Source organism: Streptococcus handemini (assembly GCF_040984445.1).
Lineage (GTDB): Bacteria > Bacillota > Bacilli > Lactobacillales > Streptococcaceae > Streptococcus > Streptococcus handemini.
In genome coordinates, this window is sequence record NZ_JBFRYH010000009.1 from 1 (window position 1) to 17,969 (window position 17,969).

The following is a 17,969-nucleotide window of genomic DNA, read 5'->3' on the forward strand; positions in this document are numbered from 1 at the left end:
ATTTTATATTATAGAGCAAAATAAAGAGCACAACACATTTTCATTTAGTGTTGTGCCTTGAGTGAAACGAAAGGAATGAATTATAAACATGAAAGCAGCACAACACACAAGCTATGATAAACAGAATATTGCACTAACCGTAACTGAACTTGCCAAACCGACGATTGCTAGCAATCAAGTTCTTATTAAGGTGACAGCAGCAGGAGTCAATCCGCTCGATAACATGATTTCACGTGGAGAAGTCAAGATGATTGTTCCTTATAAGCTACCACAAACTGCTGGAAATGAAGTGGTTGGCTTGGTAGAAGAAGTAGGATCTAATGTGACGAAATTTGCAGTTGGAGACCGTGTTTTTGGTCGTCTTCCTCTCGACAGCATCGGCGCTTTTGCAGAGTATGTAGCGGTTAATGGTCAAGCACTGGCTAAGGTACCAGAATATTTGACAGATGTGGAAGCAGCTGCGGTTCCGCTCACCGCTTTGACCATTATGCAGGCTTTGGATTTGATGAAGGCTCAAGCAGGTAAGACTATTTTCATCTCTGGAGGAACTGGAGGTGTCGGTGGTATGGCTATTCCAATTGCGAAAGCCAAGGGCTTAACCGTTATCACCAATGGTGATGGAGCAAATGGGGAGCGTGTCTTGGCTCTAGGAGCAGATCGGTTCATTGACTACAAGACGGAAGATTATACCGAAACCGTGAAAGATGTGGATTACGTCCTGGACACTCTCGGCGGTGCAGAGACTGAAAAGCAAATGTCGATTATGAAAAAAGGTGGACAATTAGTTTCCCTTCGAGCTATGCCAAATGGTGCTTTTGCCAAACGGATGAACCTACCTAAGTGGAAACAACTTTTGTTTGGTCTTGTCGGACGAAAATTTGATAAAATGGCAGCCAAATATAATGTTCACTATCATTTTATCTTTGTAACCAGCAATGGGGAGCAATTACAGGAAGTTGCAGATATTTTCAGCAAACTGCAAATCAAACCTTCTATCGACACGGTCTATCCATTTGAGCAAGTGAATGTGGCGCTGGATAAGGTAGCAAATGGTCGCTCTCGTGGAAAAACAGTCCTCAGTTTCTAGAAAGGATAGGAGAATCACATGTCTTATATCACCACAAAAAATCAATATATCACAGTTGCAGGTCAGCAAATTGCCTATCGGGAACTTGGGAAAGGAAAGTCAGACCTTCCCTTGGTTATGTTAGTGCATTTGGCGGCAACATTGGACAATTGGGATCCCAAGTTACTGGATTTACTAGCTGAAAAACAGCACATCATTGTAGTAGACCTTCCTGGTGTTGGGGCCAGTCAAGGAAGAGTAGCCCCGACTATCTCAGGCATGGCAGAGCAAGCGATTGACATAGTGGAGGCACTGGGATTAGAAAAAATCAACTTGCTTGGTCTATCTATGGGCGGTATGATTGCGCAAGAAATTATCCGTATTAAGAGCAGTATGGTTAATCGATTAATCTTAGCTGGAACAGGTCCTCGTGGTGGGCTTGAGATGGATAAAGTGACTAGCAAAACCTTCCGTTATATGTTAAAAGCAGGAATAGAGCGCATTGATCCCAAACGCTATATTTTCTATAATCATGATGAAGAAGGCAAAATTGAAGCTAGCAAGGTTTTGGGACGTATGGGGATGAGAAGGGCTGAACATGCAGACAAAGATATGAATATTCCTGGTTTCTTGACACAATTAAAGGCTATCAAACGATGGGGCAAGGATGCCGCAGACGATATGCGCTACATTACCCAACCTACGCTAATTGTCAATGGGGATAAGGATATGCAGGTTCCAACAGAAAATTCCTATATCATGCATGAAAAGATTGCAGGAAGCAAGCTAGTCATTTATCCTAAGGCAGGGCACGGTTCTATCTTCCAATACGCAGATGAATTTTCCAAAGAACTGGAAGCCTTTTTGGAGGCCTAGGATGTCTAAAACCATTTTAATCACAGGTTCTACGGATGGAATTGGAAAACACCTGGCTCTGAAATTAGCGAGTGAAGGACATGAAGTCATCTTGCATGGACGAAATGATGAAAAATTGCGAGTGGCTCTCAGTGATATTCAGCTAAAAACTGGCAATTCACGCGTGCACGCTTACTTGGCTGATTTGTCTCAAATGGCAGAAGTGTATCGCTTTGCTCAAGAAATTCAAAGGGACTTTGAAAAAATAGATGTCTTACTGAACAACGCTGGTGCTTATTTTGGGGCTAACCGTATTGCAACGGCAGAAAATATCGAAATGACCTTTATGCTATCTGTTCAGGTTCCTTATATCCTAACGACCGAATTATTGCCGCTTTTAGAAAAGGGAGAAGCAGGTCGAGTGATTCACACTTCTTCTTTTATGCATCATTTTGCTCAGGTGACAGACTTGGATTTTGGGCTTGAAAAAAATTACTCGGCTGCGACAGCCTACAACAATGCTAAATTATTTAGTATTTGGCTGGCGATCTCACAGGCAGAGGCATTGAGCAAAGCAAAATCACGTGTTACAGTCAACGCCTATCATCCAGGCTTGATTTCGACAAATTTGGGAAATAACAATGTCAAACGCAACCTCAGAAATCGGATTTTGACGGCTATGATGAAGCCTTTTTCCAAAGATTTAGACCGAGGGATTGAAACAGGCTATTATCTCAGTGTCTCACCAGATGTGGTGGGGATTTCGGGTCACTATTTTTCGGAGAACAAGCTAGCGCGGGTGAGCTTGAAAGGCTACAATATCGCAAAAGATCAAGTTCTCCTTACTTACTGTGATGAGAAAATCCGTCAATTTAGAGAGAGGTGCGACTAGAGGAACAGTCAGATTGGCAGATGGCCCAAAAGATTGGCTCTTCTATTTCGATGAAAGATTGAGTTCTGTATTGTAGGGGACTCAATCTTTTTCATTTTAGTTTGATTGTTGGGAAAAGAAGCTGGTTAAAGGAGCAATGTTGAGCCAACATATAAATACAGTTTACATGAAAAAAACACATAAAATCAATGTTTTGAAAACCTTGGTTTTATACGTTTTACCACCTAAAGAATTGTTGCTTGGAGTCTTCTAGCTACACAAGCTGTTTTCTTTTAGGGGAAAGAGTCAATTTGTGAGATAATGAGGTGGTAAAATAATGCATTGAAACTCTTTTGTAAAATGGTATAATGGTGAATGGATTGGAGGAGAGAATGATTCGGATAGCAATTGTTGAAGATGATGATGGATATGCTCAAACCTTGATTGATTTTTTGCAGCGTTATGAACGGGAACAGGATGCTCATTTTAAATGGACACGGTACAAAAATGGAGAAGAAATTGTCTTGAATTATCCTGAAAAAGTCGATATTATCTTGATGGATATTGAAATGGATCGAATGGATGGCATGACTGCAGCTGAAAAAATCCGTGTGGTTGATCGGGAAGTTGTCATTATTTTTATTACCAATATGATGCACTATGCGATGAAGGGCTATGCCGTTGAAGCGCTGGACTATGTTTTAAAGTCAATCAATTATTTTGCTTTTGCACAACGAATAGCGAGAGCATTGGAGCGCATGACGAAAAAACAAGGCAAGCAACTGTTGATTAGTCGATATAACAATGTCAAGCGCATTTCGACAGATGAATTAGTCTATATCGAAGTCCACAATCACGAGATTGAATATCACTTGGTGGAGGAAGTGATTAGTGTCAGAGGTACTCTAAAGGCACTTGAAAAAGAGTTAGAGGATTTGCCATTTTTCCGCTGCAATAGCGGTTGTATCATTAATTTGGACTTTGTGGATGGGCTGGAAGATAATGATGTGTTGGTCGGAGAAAATAGGATACCAGTAAGCAGAGCTAGGCGGAAGGAATTTTTAGATAGGATGAATCATTATCTAAATGAGGTTGGAAAATGACAGAAGCAGTCTTACAACATACACCTGGCGTATTTTATGCTTGTGCATATTGGGTGAGTGCCTGTCTCAGTATCTGGCTGAGTCCGAAACGATTACAGATGCCTTCATTAGTTGGTCTTCAGATAGGGTTCTTACTTACTTTAATGGTTTTAATGACGATTAGTGATGGGATTACGATTATTTTTCTTCCAATGATGCTTCTATACCTAGCCTTGATTTTATATGATATTCATTTAGCCTGCCGGTATGATGTCAAAACCAGTATTTATTTTGCTGTTCGGACCTTTATTACGGGAGAATTTATCGCTTCTTTAGCATGGCAGGTTACATTTTATATGGCGACTCTTTTCCAGATAAGGGTTCAGTATACAACCTATGCGATCGGAATGGTAGTTACCTTACCAATTGTAGTGTTTAGCCTGTATTTTTTAGAAAAAGAGTTGAAACAGTTTAATCATCACTTGTCAATTAGTAAGCGTGAAATGTTTTCTACTTTAATGATTGGGATAGCAGTTTTTGTCATCAGCAATTTAAGCTATGTTGTGGGTGAAAGTGTTTTAAGTGTGAATGTCTCAAAGGAATTATTCCTCATTCGAACCTTGGTAGATTTTGCTGGTGTGGCTCTTTTAAATGCGTATCATTTTCAGATTAGTGGGCTAAAAGCTCGGACAGAAAAAGACAAACTTGAAGATATTCTTTCTACGCAACATACAAATTATGCCATGCTAGAGCAAAGTATGAATGTTGTCAATCAAAAATACCATGATTTAAAGTACCAGATTCAGGCTATTCGGGAAGGCATGAGTACTGAAGAAGGTCAAGCCTACTTAGATCAGGTTGAAAAGGATATTAAATTGTATGAGGCTCAGAATCGAACGGGACACTCGATTGTTGATACGATTTTGACTGGAAAATCGATTCAGTGTCAATTAAAAGAGATTGAATTTACAACCGTTGTAGATGGCAAGGCTTTAGCATTTCTCGATGCAGTCCAATTAATGACCTTACTAGGAAATATGCTGGATAATGCGATTGAAAATACAGAAAAAATTGAGGACAAGCAGCAACGCTTAATTCATTTGGTGGTGACAAAGACCAAGGGATTTGTCCGTATTCGCTTGGAAAATCGATTTGAAGGGGATTTAGAATTTGTAGACAATCTTCCCAAAACGACAAAGAAAAAAGAAGGCTATCATGGATTTGGATTAAAGAGTATTCAGTCCATTGTACAACAATATGGAGGATCGTTAGAAATTCTAATACGTGACGGTTGGTTTGAACTTTCTATTTTATTTCCACCACAATAACCTACTAAATTTCCAAATACGACAAAAAAAAGACGATGTACGACAGAAGTGTTGTAATCGTTTTCTTTTTCGCTATAATAATTTCATAAACGAAAACCGCTTTCATAACAGAAAATAGTTTCTAGAGCTAGTTGCCTGTTTTAGAAAGCCAAAAGATATACGGAGGTTAAAAAATGAAAAACTCAGATAGAGTATTTCGTGGGATGTCAGCCTTATTCTTATCCTCTTCTGTAGCATTAGCTAGTGCAACAGGAATTGTCAATACTTGGCGGAGTTCAATTGACTTTGCACTCGGTACCTCAAGTACAATGACAACAAGTGATGATAAGTTTAAGCCGATTTATGAAACGACAGATGCTTTAGTAGCTGCGCATAAGGATTTAGGAAAACGTGTTTCTGAGGAAGGAAGTGTCTTATTAAAAAATGCCAAAGCTGCTCTGCCTTTAAAAAATAAGAAGGTTACCCTGTTTGGAATGGGAAGTCAATATCCTTTTCTTGGAGGTGTGATTGGTAGTACAGTAACAGGTGAAGATCAGGTTGATCTTGTGACTGCACTAACAGATACTGGTTTTGAAGTCAACCCAACAATGGTAGATATTTATAAAACCTTTGGCGAAATTCAAACAGGTGAAAAGAAGACTTGGACAGGAACAGCACCTATTTATGGTCATAGACCAGCAGAATTTTCAACACCGTATGAGCCATCTGAGCCAGCTATTTCTAGCTATACGACAGGTGGAAAAGCCAAAGCTAACTATCAGGAGAGCTTTAAAGAATATAATGATGCAGCCATCGTTGTCATTTCACGTCCTGGGGCTGAAGGAAACGATTATTACCCAGGTGAGGAAGGGATTGATACAAAGAAATATGAAACGGATAGTGTTCTTTCCCTTAGTAAGAACGAAAAAGAAATTCTTCAATTGGCCAAAGATAACTTTGACAAAGTCATTGTCCTTGTCAATAGTGGATCTGTGATGGAAATTGAAGAACTCAAAAAAGATGAGAAAGTTGATTCAATTCTTTATATTGGTTTCCCTGGAGCCTACGGGATGACTGGTGTTGCAGATGTGTTGAGTGGAAAAGCAAATCCTTCCGGACATTTAGCAGATACCTATGCAGTTGACAATTCAGTTGCCCCTGCTTCTCAAAACTTTGGTCGTATTGAATTAAAAGATCTTTCTAAGATTACGGCACCAAATTCATTGATGGGAAATTTATCACCAACTTCTCCACTAGGAAGTTTTGGGGGAGAACCTGCTATGGCTGCAAACTACTATTTGGTTGAAGCTGAAGGAATCTATACAGGATATAAATATTACGAATCTCGTTACTATGATAGCGTATTGGGACAAGGAAATGCCTCTAGTGCTAAAGGAGCTTCCAAGGGAGCTTCAGCGTGGAAATATGAGAATGAAGTAAGCTATCCGTTTGGTTACGGTCTATCTTATACAACTTTTGAGCAAACCTTAAATAATGTCAAAGTAGATTCGGATGCTCAAACTGTTACAGCGACAGTAACTGTAAAAAATACAGGAAATGTAGCTGGTAAAGATGTTGCTCAATTCTATTATCAAGCACCATACACCGATTACGATAAACAACATAAGGTTGAAAAATCTGCTCTTGAATTTCTTGGTATGGAAAAAACAAAAGAGTTAAAACCTGGAGAATCTGAAACAGTGACGATTACAGCAGATATGAAATACATGACGAGCTGGGATTCAACTGCTAAAGGCGGTAAAGGTGGTTTAATTTTAGATGGTGGAAATTATTACTTTGCCATTGGTGAGAATGCCCATGATGCTGTTAACAATATCCTTGCAGCCCAAGGGCAAAAAGAGCTAGGCAATGCAGCCTTGGCTACAAATCAAACAATTGGTTCAGAAGGTCAAGTTGATGAAACAAGTTTTGCTAAATCTAAGAAAACTGGAAACGAAATTGTTAATCAATTGGAAGATGCAGATATCAATTACTACAAGAAAGATTATGCAACTTACTTATCTCGTAGTGATTGGGAGGGCACATTCCCTAAAAAATATGATGATTTGACAATTGATGGCGATAAAGTTGATGAATGGGTTCAAAAATTAACAAATGAGATCTACCAATTTGATGCGGACGGCGAAGTGAAAACAGAATACTTAAATGGTTCTAAAGGAAACTTAAAACTGTCTGATTTGGCTGGTAGCGTCGATGCTGGAGATCCTCGTTGGAATGAACTTGTCAATCAAATTCCGCTCGATGTACTAATTGCAAAAATCGCTAAAGGCGGAAGTGTCAGCGACGTTATCAATGAAATCGCTTCTCCACTGGTTTACCAAAACGATGGGCCAAACGGCTTCTCAAATATCCTAAGCTCCCGTGGAGAATATGCTGACGATAAAAATGCAACTTACAATATGGGAACAATGGCAAACGAAGTTGTTCTTGGTAATACTTTTAACAAGGCATTGGTGACAGAATGGGGTCAATTGTTAGGAAACGATGGCTTAATGAGTGGAAACTGGTTCATTTGGGGCGTTGGAGCTAATGTACACCGTACAGCATACAATGGCCGTAACTTTGAATATTATTCAGAAGATGATATGTTATCGAATTATATGGCACGTGCAACTGTCGATGGAGCAATGGAATATGGTGTATTAGTTGGACCAAAACATTTCGCCTTTAATGACCAAGAAACACAACGTTCTGGTATTGCAACCTACATGAATGAACAAAAAGCACGTGAAGGTGATCTTCGTGCCTTCCAAGGAGCCTTTGATGAAGGAAATGGTTTGGCAGTTATGGCCTCCTTCTCAAGGATTGGCGCAACTCCAGTTAATGGTTCAGTTGCCGTGTTGACCAATATTCTTCGTGGAGAATGGGGTTATCAAGGCTTGATTTCAACAGATATGAATAACAATGCTGGTTATTTCCGTCCAGAAATGTTAATCAATGCCGGTGTGTCCATGATTGCTGACTTCTCAACAAATGAAACTATGAAAGAAGTAAATGAGACATGGCCATACTTTACGACTGAACTTATCAAGCAAGATGAAGGATTTGTCGCAAAAGCCCGTGACAATATGAAGTTTCAATTGTTTGCTTATGCGAATAGTGCAGCTCAAAATGTTCAAACCATTAGTGTAACACCGTGGTGGGAAACAGCTTTCTACGGAGTTATGGGCGCTTCAGGTGTTTTAGCACTTGTATTTGGAGGTTTGTATTTCCGTCAAAATCGTAAGAGTAGAAAGGAAGGAGTATAAAGATGTCAACAATAAAGCAATCGATTGAGTTTTATGCTAATGTCATCGTCAGTATCATGTTGGTAGTCGTAACAGGTTTTTACATTGCCAATGTCAACCAGCCATACTATCAAGATATGAATAGTGTCGTGTTAACAACGTTAGTGGCAACTTTGATGCTTAGTTTTGTCCCCTTTGGATTAAGATATATTCATTCACAACGGGCAAAATTCATTTTCTCAAATGTCTTTAAATTTGCACTTCCATCCTTCATTATTTTTTCAGGTGTTCGATTTTTAGCGATGCGAGTTGAATCATTTGGATACATTTTTGCTTCGAATCTTGAAGCAGGCAATGAAGCAGCAACAACTGCAGCAACTCAGGCAGTTTTGCTCCTAGTATTATTTGTTGTCACCTGGTTCTTATCAGTTGTGACAGCCTTTCTATCAACTGAAGGATAGGATTTTATTAGCAGTAGGGTGCCCAGAGTTGTGGTGCCACCCTACTTTTGCTTTTTACTAAATGACTTAGTTATTTCAATTAAATCTATGAAAGATACTTCATAGATTTGCTTTAGATAGTTAAGAAATAAAGTAAGAACAGGAGATATATAAAAGAGATGCTACAAATTACAAAATTTACATGTGAGAATTTAGAAAAGAATTGTGTGACGGACAAAAAACATCCTGCCTTTTCTTATCAATTAGCGAGCGATTTAGAAGGCACCTTTGTTGAACAAGCGAAACTAACAGTTAATGGTTGGACACTTGAAACAAGAGATCAAATCGCTTTAGAATACCAGGGTTCTTCTTTACAGCCTTTTACGGAATATGAAGCTGAACTGATGGTGGTAGATAATCATGGTCAGACTGCTACTGCCCGCATGACCTTTGAGACAGGACGATTAGCACGTCCGTGGCAAGCAGACTGGATAACAGACGGATCGTATCGTTTTGTAGAAAAAAGGATTTCTCCAAAGCCAATGACTTTTCATAAAGCATTTTCTATCAAAAAGCCTGTACGCTCTGCTAAGATTTATGCAACCGCTCTAGGAATCTACACGATTTTTGTCAATGAGCAACGTGCGGGACAAGATTATTTTGCTCCTGGATTTACTTCTTATAAGACAAATCTCCAATATCAAGTCTACGATGTGACGCACCAACTATCCGATGAGAATCATATCCATGTAACAGTTGCCGGTGGCTGGGCAGTTGGTAGCTTTATCTATACTAGAAAAAATCGGATTACAGCAGATCGTCAGGCTCTTTTGATGGAGCTTCATGTGACCTATGAAGATGGTGAGCAAGAAGTCATTGTCAGCGATGAATCATGGAGTGTGACAACTGAGGGACCTTGGGAAATGGCTGATTTTTACGACGGTGAAAGCTATAATGCCACAAAAGAATTGCACTCCCTATCTTTCCATGCTGCTAGTAAAGAAACAGTGAGTATTCACCCCTGTATCTCTTCAACCTATGGATCGTTGGTAAAGGCCCATGAAGTCTTTTATCCTCAAACTATCAGACAAGAAGCTGGTGAAATCATCTATGATTTTGGACAAAATTTTGCAGGTCTTGTCCAATTGACAGTTCGAGGAAAAAAAGGTCAACAAATTACGATTCGACATGCCGAAATTCTGCATCCGGATGGCCGTCTCAATACAACTTTTTTACGTACTGCTAAAGCTACGCTAACCTATACCTGTCGCGAAGGGCTTCAAACCTACCGGCCTGAATTTACCTATATGGGTTTCCGCTATATTAGTGTTTCGGGGATTGAGGTAGAAGATATCGAGACGATTTCAGCGATTGCTCTCTATTCTGATATAGAGGAAACTGGAAGTTTTGAGTCTTCCAATTCTCAATTAAACCAATTGCAGTCAAATATTGTGTGGAGTTCAAAGTCAAATTTTGTAGACATTCCTACAGATTGTCCTCAACGAGACGAGCGAATGGGTTGGACAGGTGATATCGCTGTTTTTGCACCTACTGCGACCTACTTGTTTGATATGAGTCGCTTTCTAGATAAATGGCTAACAGATGTAAAAAATGAACAATTACCTACCGGAGGAATTCCTAATACGGTACCGGTTCAGGGATTTGGTTTCCCAGTCACTATGCCGACAATGGCCATTGATTTTTGGGGGGATGCTTGTATTCTGGTTCCGTGGGCTCAATATCAAGCACGCGGTGACAAACGTATACTTGCTCGGTACTATCCGATGATGAAGAAATATGTAGATGCGTGCAAATTTTGGGCTGGACTAGGTAGTTTTGGTCTTCATCGCTATATTTGGCATACACATCATTCCTTACATTTTGGAGATTGGGTCGCGCCGGATGTACCTCAAATGTCACAGTGGCAGAAGCGGAGTAAATATACTGCCACGGCTAGTTTGAAAAATACCAGCCAACTTGTTGCAGAAATTGCTCGATTACTAGGCTTCGAAAAAGACGCAAAGTATTATCAGCAAATTAGTCAAAAAACTGCTCAAGCCTATGAGGAGTTACTGACGACAAATGGACGCTTGAAAGAAGAATTTCAAACGGGCTATGTACTGCCGATTTACTATGACCTGCTTAGTGAATCAGCTAAAAAAATAGCAGTAGAACGATTAGTCTCAATGGTCAAGGAAAATGGCTACAAAATAGGAACAGGTTTTCCGGGAACACCCTATATCTTGTTTGCTTTAGCGGATAATGGTTATGAAGAGATTGCTTATAAAATGTTGTTAAACGATACCTGTCCGTCATGGCTATACGAAGTAAAAATGGGAGCAACAACTATTTGGGAACGCTGGGATGGACTGGATGAAAATGGCCAGTGTCCGATTGGCGATGATGGCACAGATCAAATGATTTCCTATAACCACTATGCAAGCGGAGCAGTTGGAGACTTTCTTTATAGACGTATTGCTGGACTTGAACCACTAGAAGCAGGCTATCGGCGCTTTAAGGTAGCCCCACTCATCGGTGGTGGTCTAACAGAGGTCAAGGCACGTTATGCTTCAGCGTATGGAGAGATTGCTGTTCATTGGATGGTTGAAGACAATGGAATTCGCCTTCTTCTTCAGGTTCCTGTTGGAACACAGGCTGAAGTTTCTTTGAATAGCTACGAACGTCAGGTATACGGTAGTGGAAAATATGAGATTCGATGGGAGAAGAGTGTATGAAAAAGGTAGATTTTTCAACTGGCTGGAGATACAAACATCTAGATAGAGATGAAGCGTTTCAAGAAATCACTATTCCACATGATGCAATGTTTTCTGAGAAAAGGACTGCAGAATCTTTAGGTGGTAAAAATGTTGCTTTTTTTGAGGGGGACGATTACCTCTACCAAAAAGAGTTTGAACTCCAGCAAGGCTGGGAGAGCAAGAGACTTGTCTTAGAATTCGAAGGGGTTTATCACAATGCAGAAGTCTATTTGAATGGTAAAAAACTCTATTTTAGACCATACGGCTATACGAATTTCTTCGTTGATATCACAGAAGCTATCTTACTTGGTCAAAAAAATCGACTGGACGTAATTGCACGAAATAGTGATCAACCCAATAGTCGTTGGTATTCTGGTGCAGGTATTTATCGACCAGTACAACTCTATATTGGTGGAAAAGATTATATCTTAGAGCAGGGGATTCGTCTAACTACTTTATCGATTGAACCGGCTAGAGTACAGATTGAGCTAACTGCTAATCATGAAGGTGTAGCAGTAGCTACAATTGCCTATAAGGGGCAGCTGGTCTGTGAACGCTCGATTTTCCTTGATGAATCAGGATATGGACAAGCAATTGTAGAGCTTAATGATGCCCTGCTTTGGTCAGCAGAGGCACCTAATCTCTATACTGTAACGATCCAATTTGGAGACGATTGTGTCACAGAACAGTTTGGAATTAGGACCTTAAACTGGGATATCGAGCATGGCTTAACGATAAATGGTCAGCGAGAAATTCTACGTGGCGCTTGTATTCATCATGATAATGGTTTGCTAGGGGCATGTGCATTTCCAGAAGCAGAAGAGCGGAAGATACAGCTGTTAAAGAAAAATGGCTATAATGCCATTCGTTCTGCCCATAATCCATGCTCAAAGGCTTTGCTAGAAGCTTGTAATCGTCTTGGAATGTATGTCATGGACGAATATCTAGATGTATGGTATATTCATAAAACAGACAATGATTATGCCCATTATATGTCAGAATGGTGGTCAGAGGACTTGAAAGATATGGTCTATAAAGATTATAATCATCCAAGTGTCATCATGTATTCTACCGGAAATGAAGTTTCTGAGACAGCACAACCTCGTGGCATTCAGTTAACCAAAGAAATGACAGATTACCTCCACCAGCTTGATGCGACACGTCCTGTCACCTGTGGTGTAAATATTTTCTTTAATTTTCTCAGTTCCATTGGTTTAGGCATTTATTCGGATGAAAAAGCGAAAAAAGAGGTGGCTAATCGCAAGAAAAAGGCTCCTGTCGGCAGCGAATTTTATAATACCTTGGCTGGTTTAACAGGAGCAGAATTTATGAAACGTGGTGCGACCTTGCATGCTTGTGATGTCAAAACTCGGGATGCTTTTGCCAATATGGACATAGCTGGCTATAATTATGGGATTCTCCGCTATCAGAAAGATTTAAAAAAATACCCGAATCGTTTTATTCTAGGGACTGAAACTTTCTGTAGTGATGCCTATTCCTTTTGGGAAATGGCCAAAAAACATCCTCGAATTATTGGTGATTTTGTTTGGGCTGGTATGGATTATATGGGAGAAACAGGAGTTGGTGCATGGGAGTACGAAGACTATTATCCTAAATCTGCCCCTAAAGAAGGCTGGTTAACAGCTGGTAGTGGACGCTTAAATATTCTTGGTCGTCCCTTAGCTGAAGCCAGCTATACCAAAGTAGCTTTTGAAGTACTCAAGCAGCCTGTTTTAGCGGTTAGGCCTGTCTACCAAACTGGCAAACATAGTCCGTCTGCTTGGAAAATGACTGATGCACTTCATTCTTGGACCTACCCTGGATGTGAAGGGATGAGGGCAACAGTTGAAGTATATGCTCGTGCTGCGCGTGCAGAACTTTATATTAATAGCCGTTTGGTCGGACGGAAAACATTTAAAAATGATTGCAAGGTCATTTTTCATACAAGATATGAGCCAGGAGAATTGAAAGTATTAACCTATAATCAACAGAATCAGCTAATAGGGCAAACACATTTGCTAACGGCTGAAGATGAAACACTTATCAAGATTGAACCTGAGACTGGTGCGCAAGCTGGGAAATTACTTTTTGTCCCTATTCGTTATACAGATTCAACAGGAATTTTAAAGCCTATGCATCGTGGTCGGTTAAAAATTTCAGTTCTAGGGGGGGAATTAGTTGGATTTGGACATGCTTGCCCTTATAATCGTGAGGGTTACCTACTGGATGAATCAGATACCTATTACGGTGAGGCAATGGCAATTGTTCGTCCAAATCAAGCAGAGCAATTGACCCTATCCGTGACGGACGGTACACTAAGTGCTCAATTAGTGCTACCAATTATGTAAGAATATATAGAAAAAGTTTTGAGGAGAAAAGATGAATCAATTTTTTAATCAAGCGATATTAGATAGTCGCATAAAAAAAGATACCGTAGGTCTTGTTGAAAAAGGCTTAGGGTATTTTGTAGGACCGTTTCTAGCCTTGATTTCGAATGCCATCTTGGCTTCTTATTTAAATCGGTACTATTCAGATGTTATTGGTTGGACTGACAGTGAAAAATTTGGAATATTTTCAGCAACTCTCCCAATTGTTTCAGTTATTTTTGTTGTGATGGGCAATCTTGTCTTGGGGCGACTCATTGACACTACAAGAACGAGACAAGGAAAAGCAAGACCTTATCTTTTCATTTCAGCCTTTTTAGTGGCAATTTCTTTGCTACTGATGTTTAGCATGCCTGTAGACGGAAATCCGATTGTTCAGATGATTTGGATTGCCTTATCTTACAACTTTTATTATGCAATAGCCTATCCCTTCTTTTATACTTCTCATAGTTCAATGGTCTCTTTATCAACCAGAGATTCAAATAGCAGAGGTCTATTAGCAACCTTGTCCAATGCAGCAGGAGTGGCTGCTGTTGGACTTGGAGCAAGTATCTTAGTTCCGATGTTTTTGCAGAATATTCTTTTTGTAGAAGGTAACGGCAGTTTGGATCGTGTAGCGAGTTATCAGAATTGGCGCTGGGTTATCGGTATTCTTTGTCTTGTGACACTAGTCGGAATTTTATTAGAATATTATTTTACAAGAGAGCGTGTCACGGAAGAAGAAAATCAATCGTTATCATCTGAACAAGCAATCCCATTGATACAACAATTGAAAGCTTGCTTATCGGATAAGTACTGGTGGCTGATTATTCTTTATTTCTTATTATTTCAGCTAGGTGGTCTCATAAAAAATGGTTCAATGAGTTATTACAGCCGTTGGATGTTTGAGGGAGTGACAACAGAAGCTGCTGCCGGTAGTGCTATGGGCATGCTGGGTCTAATTGGAGGCTTACCGACGGCATTGGGGATGGTAGTAGCTTGGCCCATTGCAAATAAATTGGGAAAACAAAAGGCTATCGTCTTAGGACTTATCATTTCTGTATTAGGTGGACTAGTGAGTTTCATTGATGTACATAACTTCGTCATTGTCTGTGTCGGTGTTGTATTAAAAGGAATTGGGTCTATTCCAGCTATGTATGTAACCTTAGCGCTTTTGTCTGATGTGCTTGACTACTTAGAACTCAAAAATAGTTTCCGTAGTGATGGTTTGACCATGTCTGTTTACGGTGCCATTATGGTCGGGATGTCTGGTATTGGGAATGGTATTATAAATAGTCTGCTGTCTTCTGCAGGCTATAACCCAAGTCTCACAGTTCAAAGTGAAATGGTGAGCAACATGCTGGTATTTTGTTATTTGGGGGCAGAATTGATTTGTTATGCCGTTCTAATTGTTCTCTTATCATTTTTAACAGTCGAAAAGACATTAAAAAAGAACTAGCTTGGACAGTTTTTCAAGCTAGTTTTTCTTTTATAGAATTTTCCTATTTCCCTCTCTCCTCCTTCGGTCCATGACCGAAGGTTTCTTTGTATTTTTTGTAGAAATAGGTTTTATTACTGAATCCGACTTCAAGAGCGATTTCATGGATGGGAAGATGAGTTGATTGGAGTAAGAGACGTGCCTTCATGAGTTTGCGTTGATTGATGAGCTGTGTGAGCGGAAGACCGCTTTCAGCCTTGATAAGATTGCTGAGGTAATTTTTATTAAAATTTAAGCGTTCTGCTAACTCATGTAGGGAAATTGTTGCAAATTCCTTGTCAATAATTTTTAGCACCTTCAGATAAGGAGTTTCTTCTAATTGGAATTCCTTTTCTGTTATGCGAGGGAGACAGCGAGCTAATTCATAAAATAAAATCGGCAAATATTGACTGATAATTTGTTGTGAAAAAGATTGGGGTAGAAAATACTCTGTCATCATATTCTGAAGAATAGCTTTTAATTGTGGTTGGTTAGTCGTCGAGATAATGAGAAAATTCTCTCTTTGATAATTGCTAGAAGCATCTGACAAGAGAAATTGATAGAGCAGACTTTGTTCCCCTTGCAACTGTCCTAACCATTCCAAGGAAATATCTTGATTGCGAAAGAGAAGATTGATGAGGATATCTTTTTCTCCTAAACTTTCGATTGAATGGCGGCTATTGACATCCATTAACAATAAATCTCCTTCCTGTAATTGATGCTTCTCCCCATTAATCACCTGCTGGCAAGTTCCCTTGTAGACATAATTTAATTCTAGAAATTGGTGTGTGTGCTCTGGATAAGGAGCATATCGGCTATGCTTACTCATGAATACATCTTTATTTTGAAAGAAAAAATGCTGCGAAAGCCTAGGCGTACTATTTGGTTTTAACAGTTCAGTATCAAAATAGTCCGCAATAAAACCTTTTTCTCTTTGATTTGATTCGTGCTGGGTTTCTTGAAAGAATAGTGCATCTAAGTGTTTCATCCTTTTTTCCTACCTGTAAATTTGATACGATTTATCTAATCTATTGATATTGTATCATAAAAAATATTATTGTTTAATAGTATTGTAAACGTTTTAGAAAGTAGGTGTGAAGATGACCTATCATATTGCTGTTGATATTGGCGCTTCGAGTGGCCGTGTCATCCTTGCAAGAAAGACAGATCAATTAGAATTAGAAGAAGTTCATCGTTTTCCCAACCATTTTCATAAAGCAGATGGGCATGATCGCTGGAATGTGACGAAATTAGTAGAACATATTTTTGTCGGCTTAGAAAAAATCAAACAAAAAGGAGTCGAAAAAGCAACACTAGGTATTGATACTTGGGCAGTTGATTATTGTCTAGTTGATAAACAAGGAAATTTACTGGCTCAACCAATTGCCTATCGTGATCATCGAACGGATGGCGCTATGGAAGCAATTTTCCAAAAGATTCCTAAAGATGAAATCTATCAAAAAACGGGTATTCAATTTTTGGCCTTTAATACCTTATACCAGTTAGCGGTTGAAAGTCGAGAATTACTAGAACAAACAGATAAAATCTTACTTATCCCAGACTATATCGCCTATTGTTTGACTGGAAAAATGGTCGGAGAAGTAAGCAATGTCTCAACGACTCAATTGTTAAACATTGAAAATAAGATGTATGATAAGGACTTGTTGGAAGTTCTGGGGATTCCAGTCTCAACATTTCCGGACTTGGTGGAGAGTGGGACAGTGATTGGAACTATCTTACCAGAACATCATGCCCGATATGAGTTACCTGATGTGGATGTGATTGCGGTCGCAACTCATGATACAGCATCAGCAGTTGTCGGTGTACCGGCTGTGGAAGAACAATGGGCCTATATCTCTAGCGGAACCTGGTCCTTGATTGGTGTAGAAAATGAACAGGCAATTGTTACGAAAGAAGCATATCAAGCTAATTATACCAATGAAAGGGGGGCTTACCAGACCTACCGTTTCCTAAAAAATATTACCGGTATGTGGTGTGTCCAAGAAATCGCAAGAGAATACAATGGGACTTATTCTTTTAAAGAAATGGCAGAAGCTGCAAGCCACGTTGAACCATTTTTACAAACTGTCGATTTGAACGACCCTCGTTTTACCAATCCACACAATATGATCCAAGAAATTCAAGCCTATTGCTCCGAACACGGTGAGCAAGTTCCAGAAACGTTGGGAGAATTGGTCATGTGTGTCTATTCCAATCTCGCTACTTTATATGCTAAGGAATTTAAAAGATTGGAAGAGCTAACTGGCAAGCACTTTGACTGTCTCCATATTGTTGGAGGAGGATCAAACGTGCAGTTACTTAATCAATTAACCGCGAATTGTATTCAGAGAACTGTGATGGCAGGACCGAGTGAAGCAACTGCTATTGGCAATCTCTTGGTACAAATGATTAGCCAAAATGAATTTGCAAATTTAGATGAAGCTCGTACTTGGTTAGTAAATAACATGACTTTTGAACTATTTCAACCACAACAATAAAAAAGG

At 39.5% G+C, this 17,969-nt stretch carries 12 protein-coding genes; 11 read left to right on the forward strand and 1 reads right to left on the reverse strand.

Annotated elements, in window-relative coordinates:
* The first annotated feature begins 88 nt into the window (after positions 1–88).
* The 10 genes from ABPH35_RS02410 (at position 89) to ABPH35_RS02455 (ending at position 15,447) form a co-directional block, all read left to right on the forward strand.
* Complete coding sequence (locus ABPH35_RS02410; RefSeq protein WP_349989582.1) at positions 89–1,087, forward strand: NADP-dependent oxidoreductase; 999 nt, start codon at positions 89–91, stop codon at positions 1,085–1,087.
* A gap of 18 nt (positions 1,088–1,105) precedes the next feature.
* Positions 1,106–1,942 (forward strand): alpha/beta fold hydrolase, encoded by an 837-nt coding sequence (locus tag ABPH35_RS02415; RefSeq protein ID WP_349989581.1) that lies wholly within the window; start codon positions 1,106–1,108, stop codon positions 1,940–1,942.
* A gap of 1 nt (position 1,943) precedes the next feature.
* Entirely contained in the window at positions 1,944–2,813 is an 870-nt protein-coding gene (locus ABPH35_RS02420; RefSeq protein WP_349989580.1) for an SDR family NAD(P)-dependent oxidoreductase, read from the forward strand.
* Positions 2,814–3,184: 371 nt separating this feature from the next.
* Positions 3,185–3,895 carry a LytTR family transcriptional regulator DNA-binding domain-containing protein gene (locus tag ABPH35_RS02425; RefSeq protein WP_368849572.1) on the forward strand — a complete coding sequence of 237 codons (711 nt, stop codon included), beginning with the start codon at positions 3,185–3,187 and terminating at the stop codon, positions 3,893–3,895.
* Positions 3,892–5,202, forward strand: coding sequence for a GHKL domain-containing protein (locus ABPH35_RS02430; RefSeq protein WP_349989578.1), 1,311 nt, complete (start codon positions 3,892–3,894; stop codon positions 5,200–5,202). The genes ABPH35_RS02425 and ABPH35_RS02430 overlap by 4 nt, the downstream gene beginning before the upstream one ends.
* A gap of 173 nt (positions 5,203–5,375) precedes the next feature.
* Complete coding sequence (locus ABPH35_RS02435; RefSeq protein WP_368849573.1) at positions 5,376–8,450, forward strand: beta-glucosidase; 3,075 nt, start codon at positions 5,376–5,378, stop codon at positions 8,448–8,450.
* 2 nt (positions 8,451–8,452) lie between these two features.
* Positions 8,453–8,890 carry a hypothetical protein gene (locus ABPH35_RS02440; protein ID WP_368849574.1) on the forward strand — a complete coding sequence of 146 codons (438 nt, stop codon included), beginning with the start codon at positions 8,453–8,455 and terminating at the stop codon, positions 8,888–8,890.
* 158 nt (positions 8,891–9,048) lie between these two features.
* On the forward strand, positions 9,049–11,604 hold the full coding sequence (locus ABPH35_RS02445) for an alpha-L-rhamnosidase (RefSeq protein ID WP_368849575.1): 2,556 nt from the start codon (positions 9,049–9,051) through the stop codon (positions 11,602–11,604).
* On the forward strand, positions 11,601–13,973 hold the full coding sequence (locus ABPH35_RS02450) for a glycoside hydrolase family 2 TIM barrel-domain containing protein (protein WP_349988266.1): 2,373 nt from the start codon (positions 11,601–11,603) through the stop codon (positions 13,971–13,973). The genes ABPH35_RS02445 and ABPH35_RS02450 overlap by 4 nt, the downstream gene beginning before the upstream one ends.
* 31 nt (positions 13,974–14,004) lie before the next feature.
* Positions 14,005–15,447 carry an MFS transporter gene (locus ABPH35_RS02455; protein ID WP_349988265.1) on the forward strand — a complete coding sequence of 481 codons (1,443 nt, stop codon included), beginning with the start codon at positions 14,005–14,007 and terminating at the stop codon, positions 15,445–15,447.
* 43 nt (positions 15,448–15,490) lie between these two features.
* Here ABPH35_RS02455 and ABPH35_RS02460 read toward each other — a convergent pair whose 3' ends face one another.
* Positions 15,491–16,453 (reverse strand): AraC family transcriptional regulator, encoded by a 963-nt coding sequence (locus ABPH35_RS02460; protein WP_349988264.1) that lies wholly within the window; start codon positions 16,451–16,453, stop codon positions 15,491–15,493.
* A 112-nt stretch (positions 16,454–16,565) separates the two neighbouring features.
* Between ABPH35_RS02460 and rhaB the strand changes: the two genes are divergently transcribed.
* Complete coding sequence (gene rhaB, locus ABPH35_RS02465) at positions 16,566–17,963, forward strand: rhamnulokinase (protein ID WP_349988263.1); 1,398 nt, start codon at positions 16,566–16,568, stop codon at positions 17,961–17,963.
* Positions 17,964–17,969: the final 6 nt, after the last annotated feature.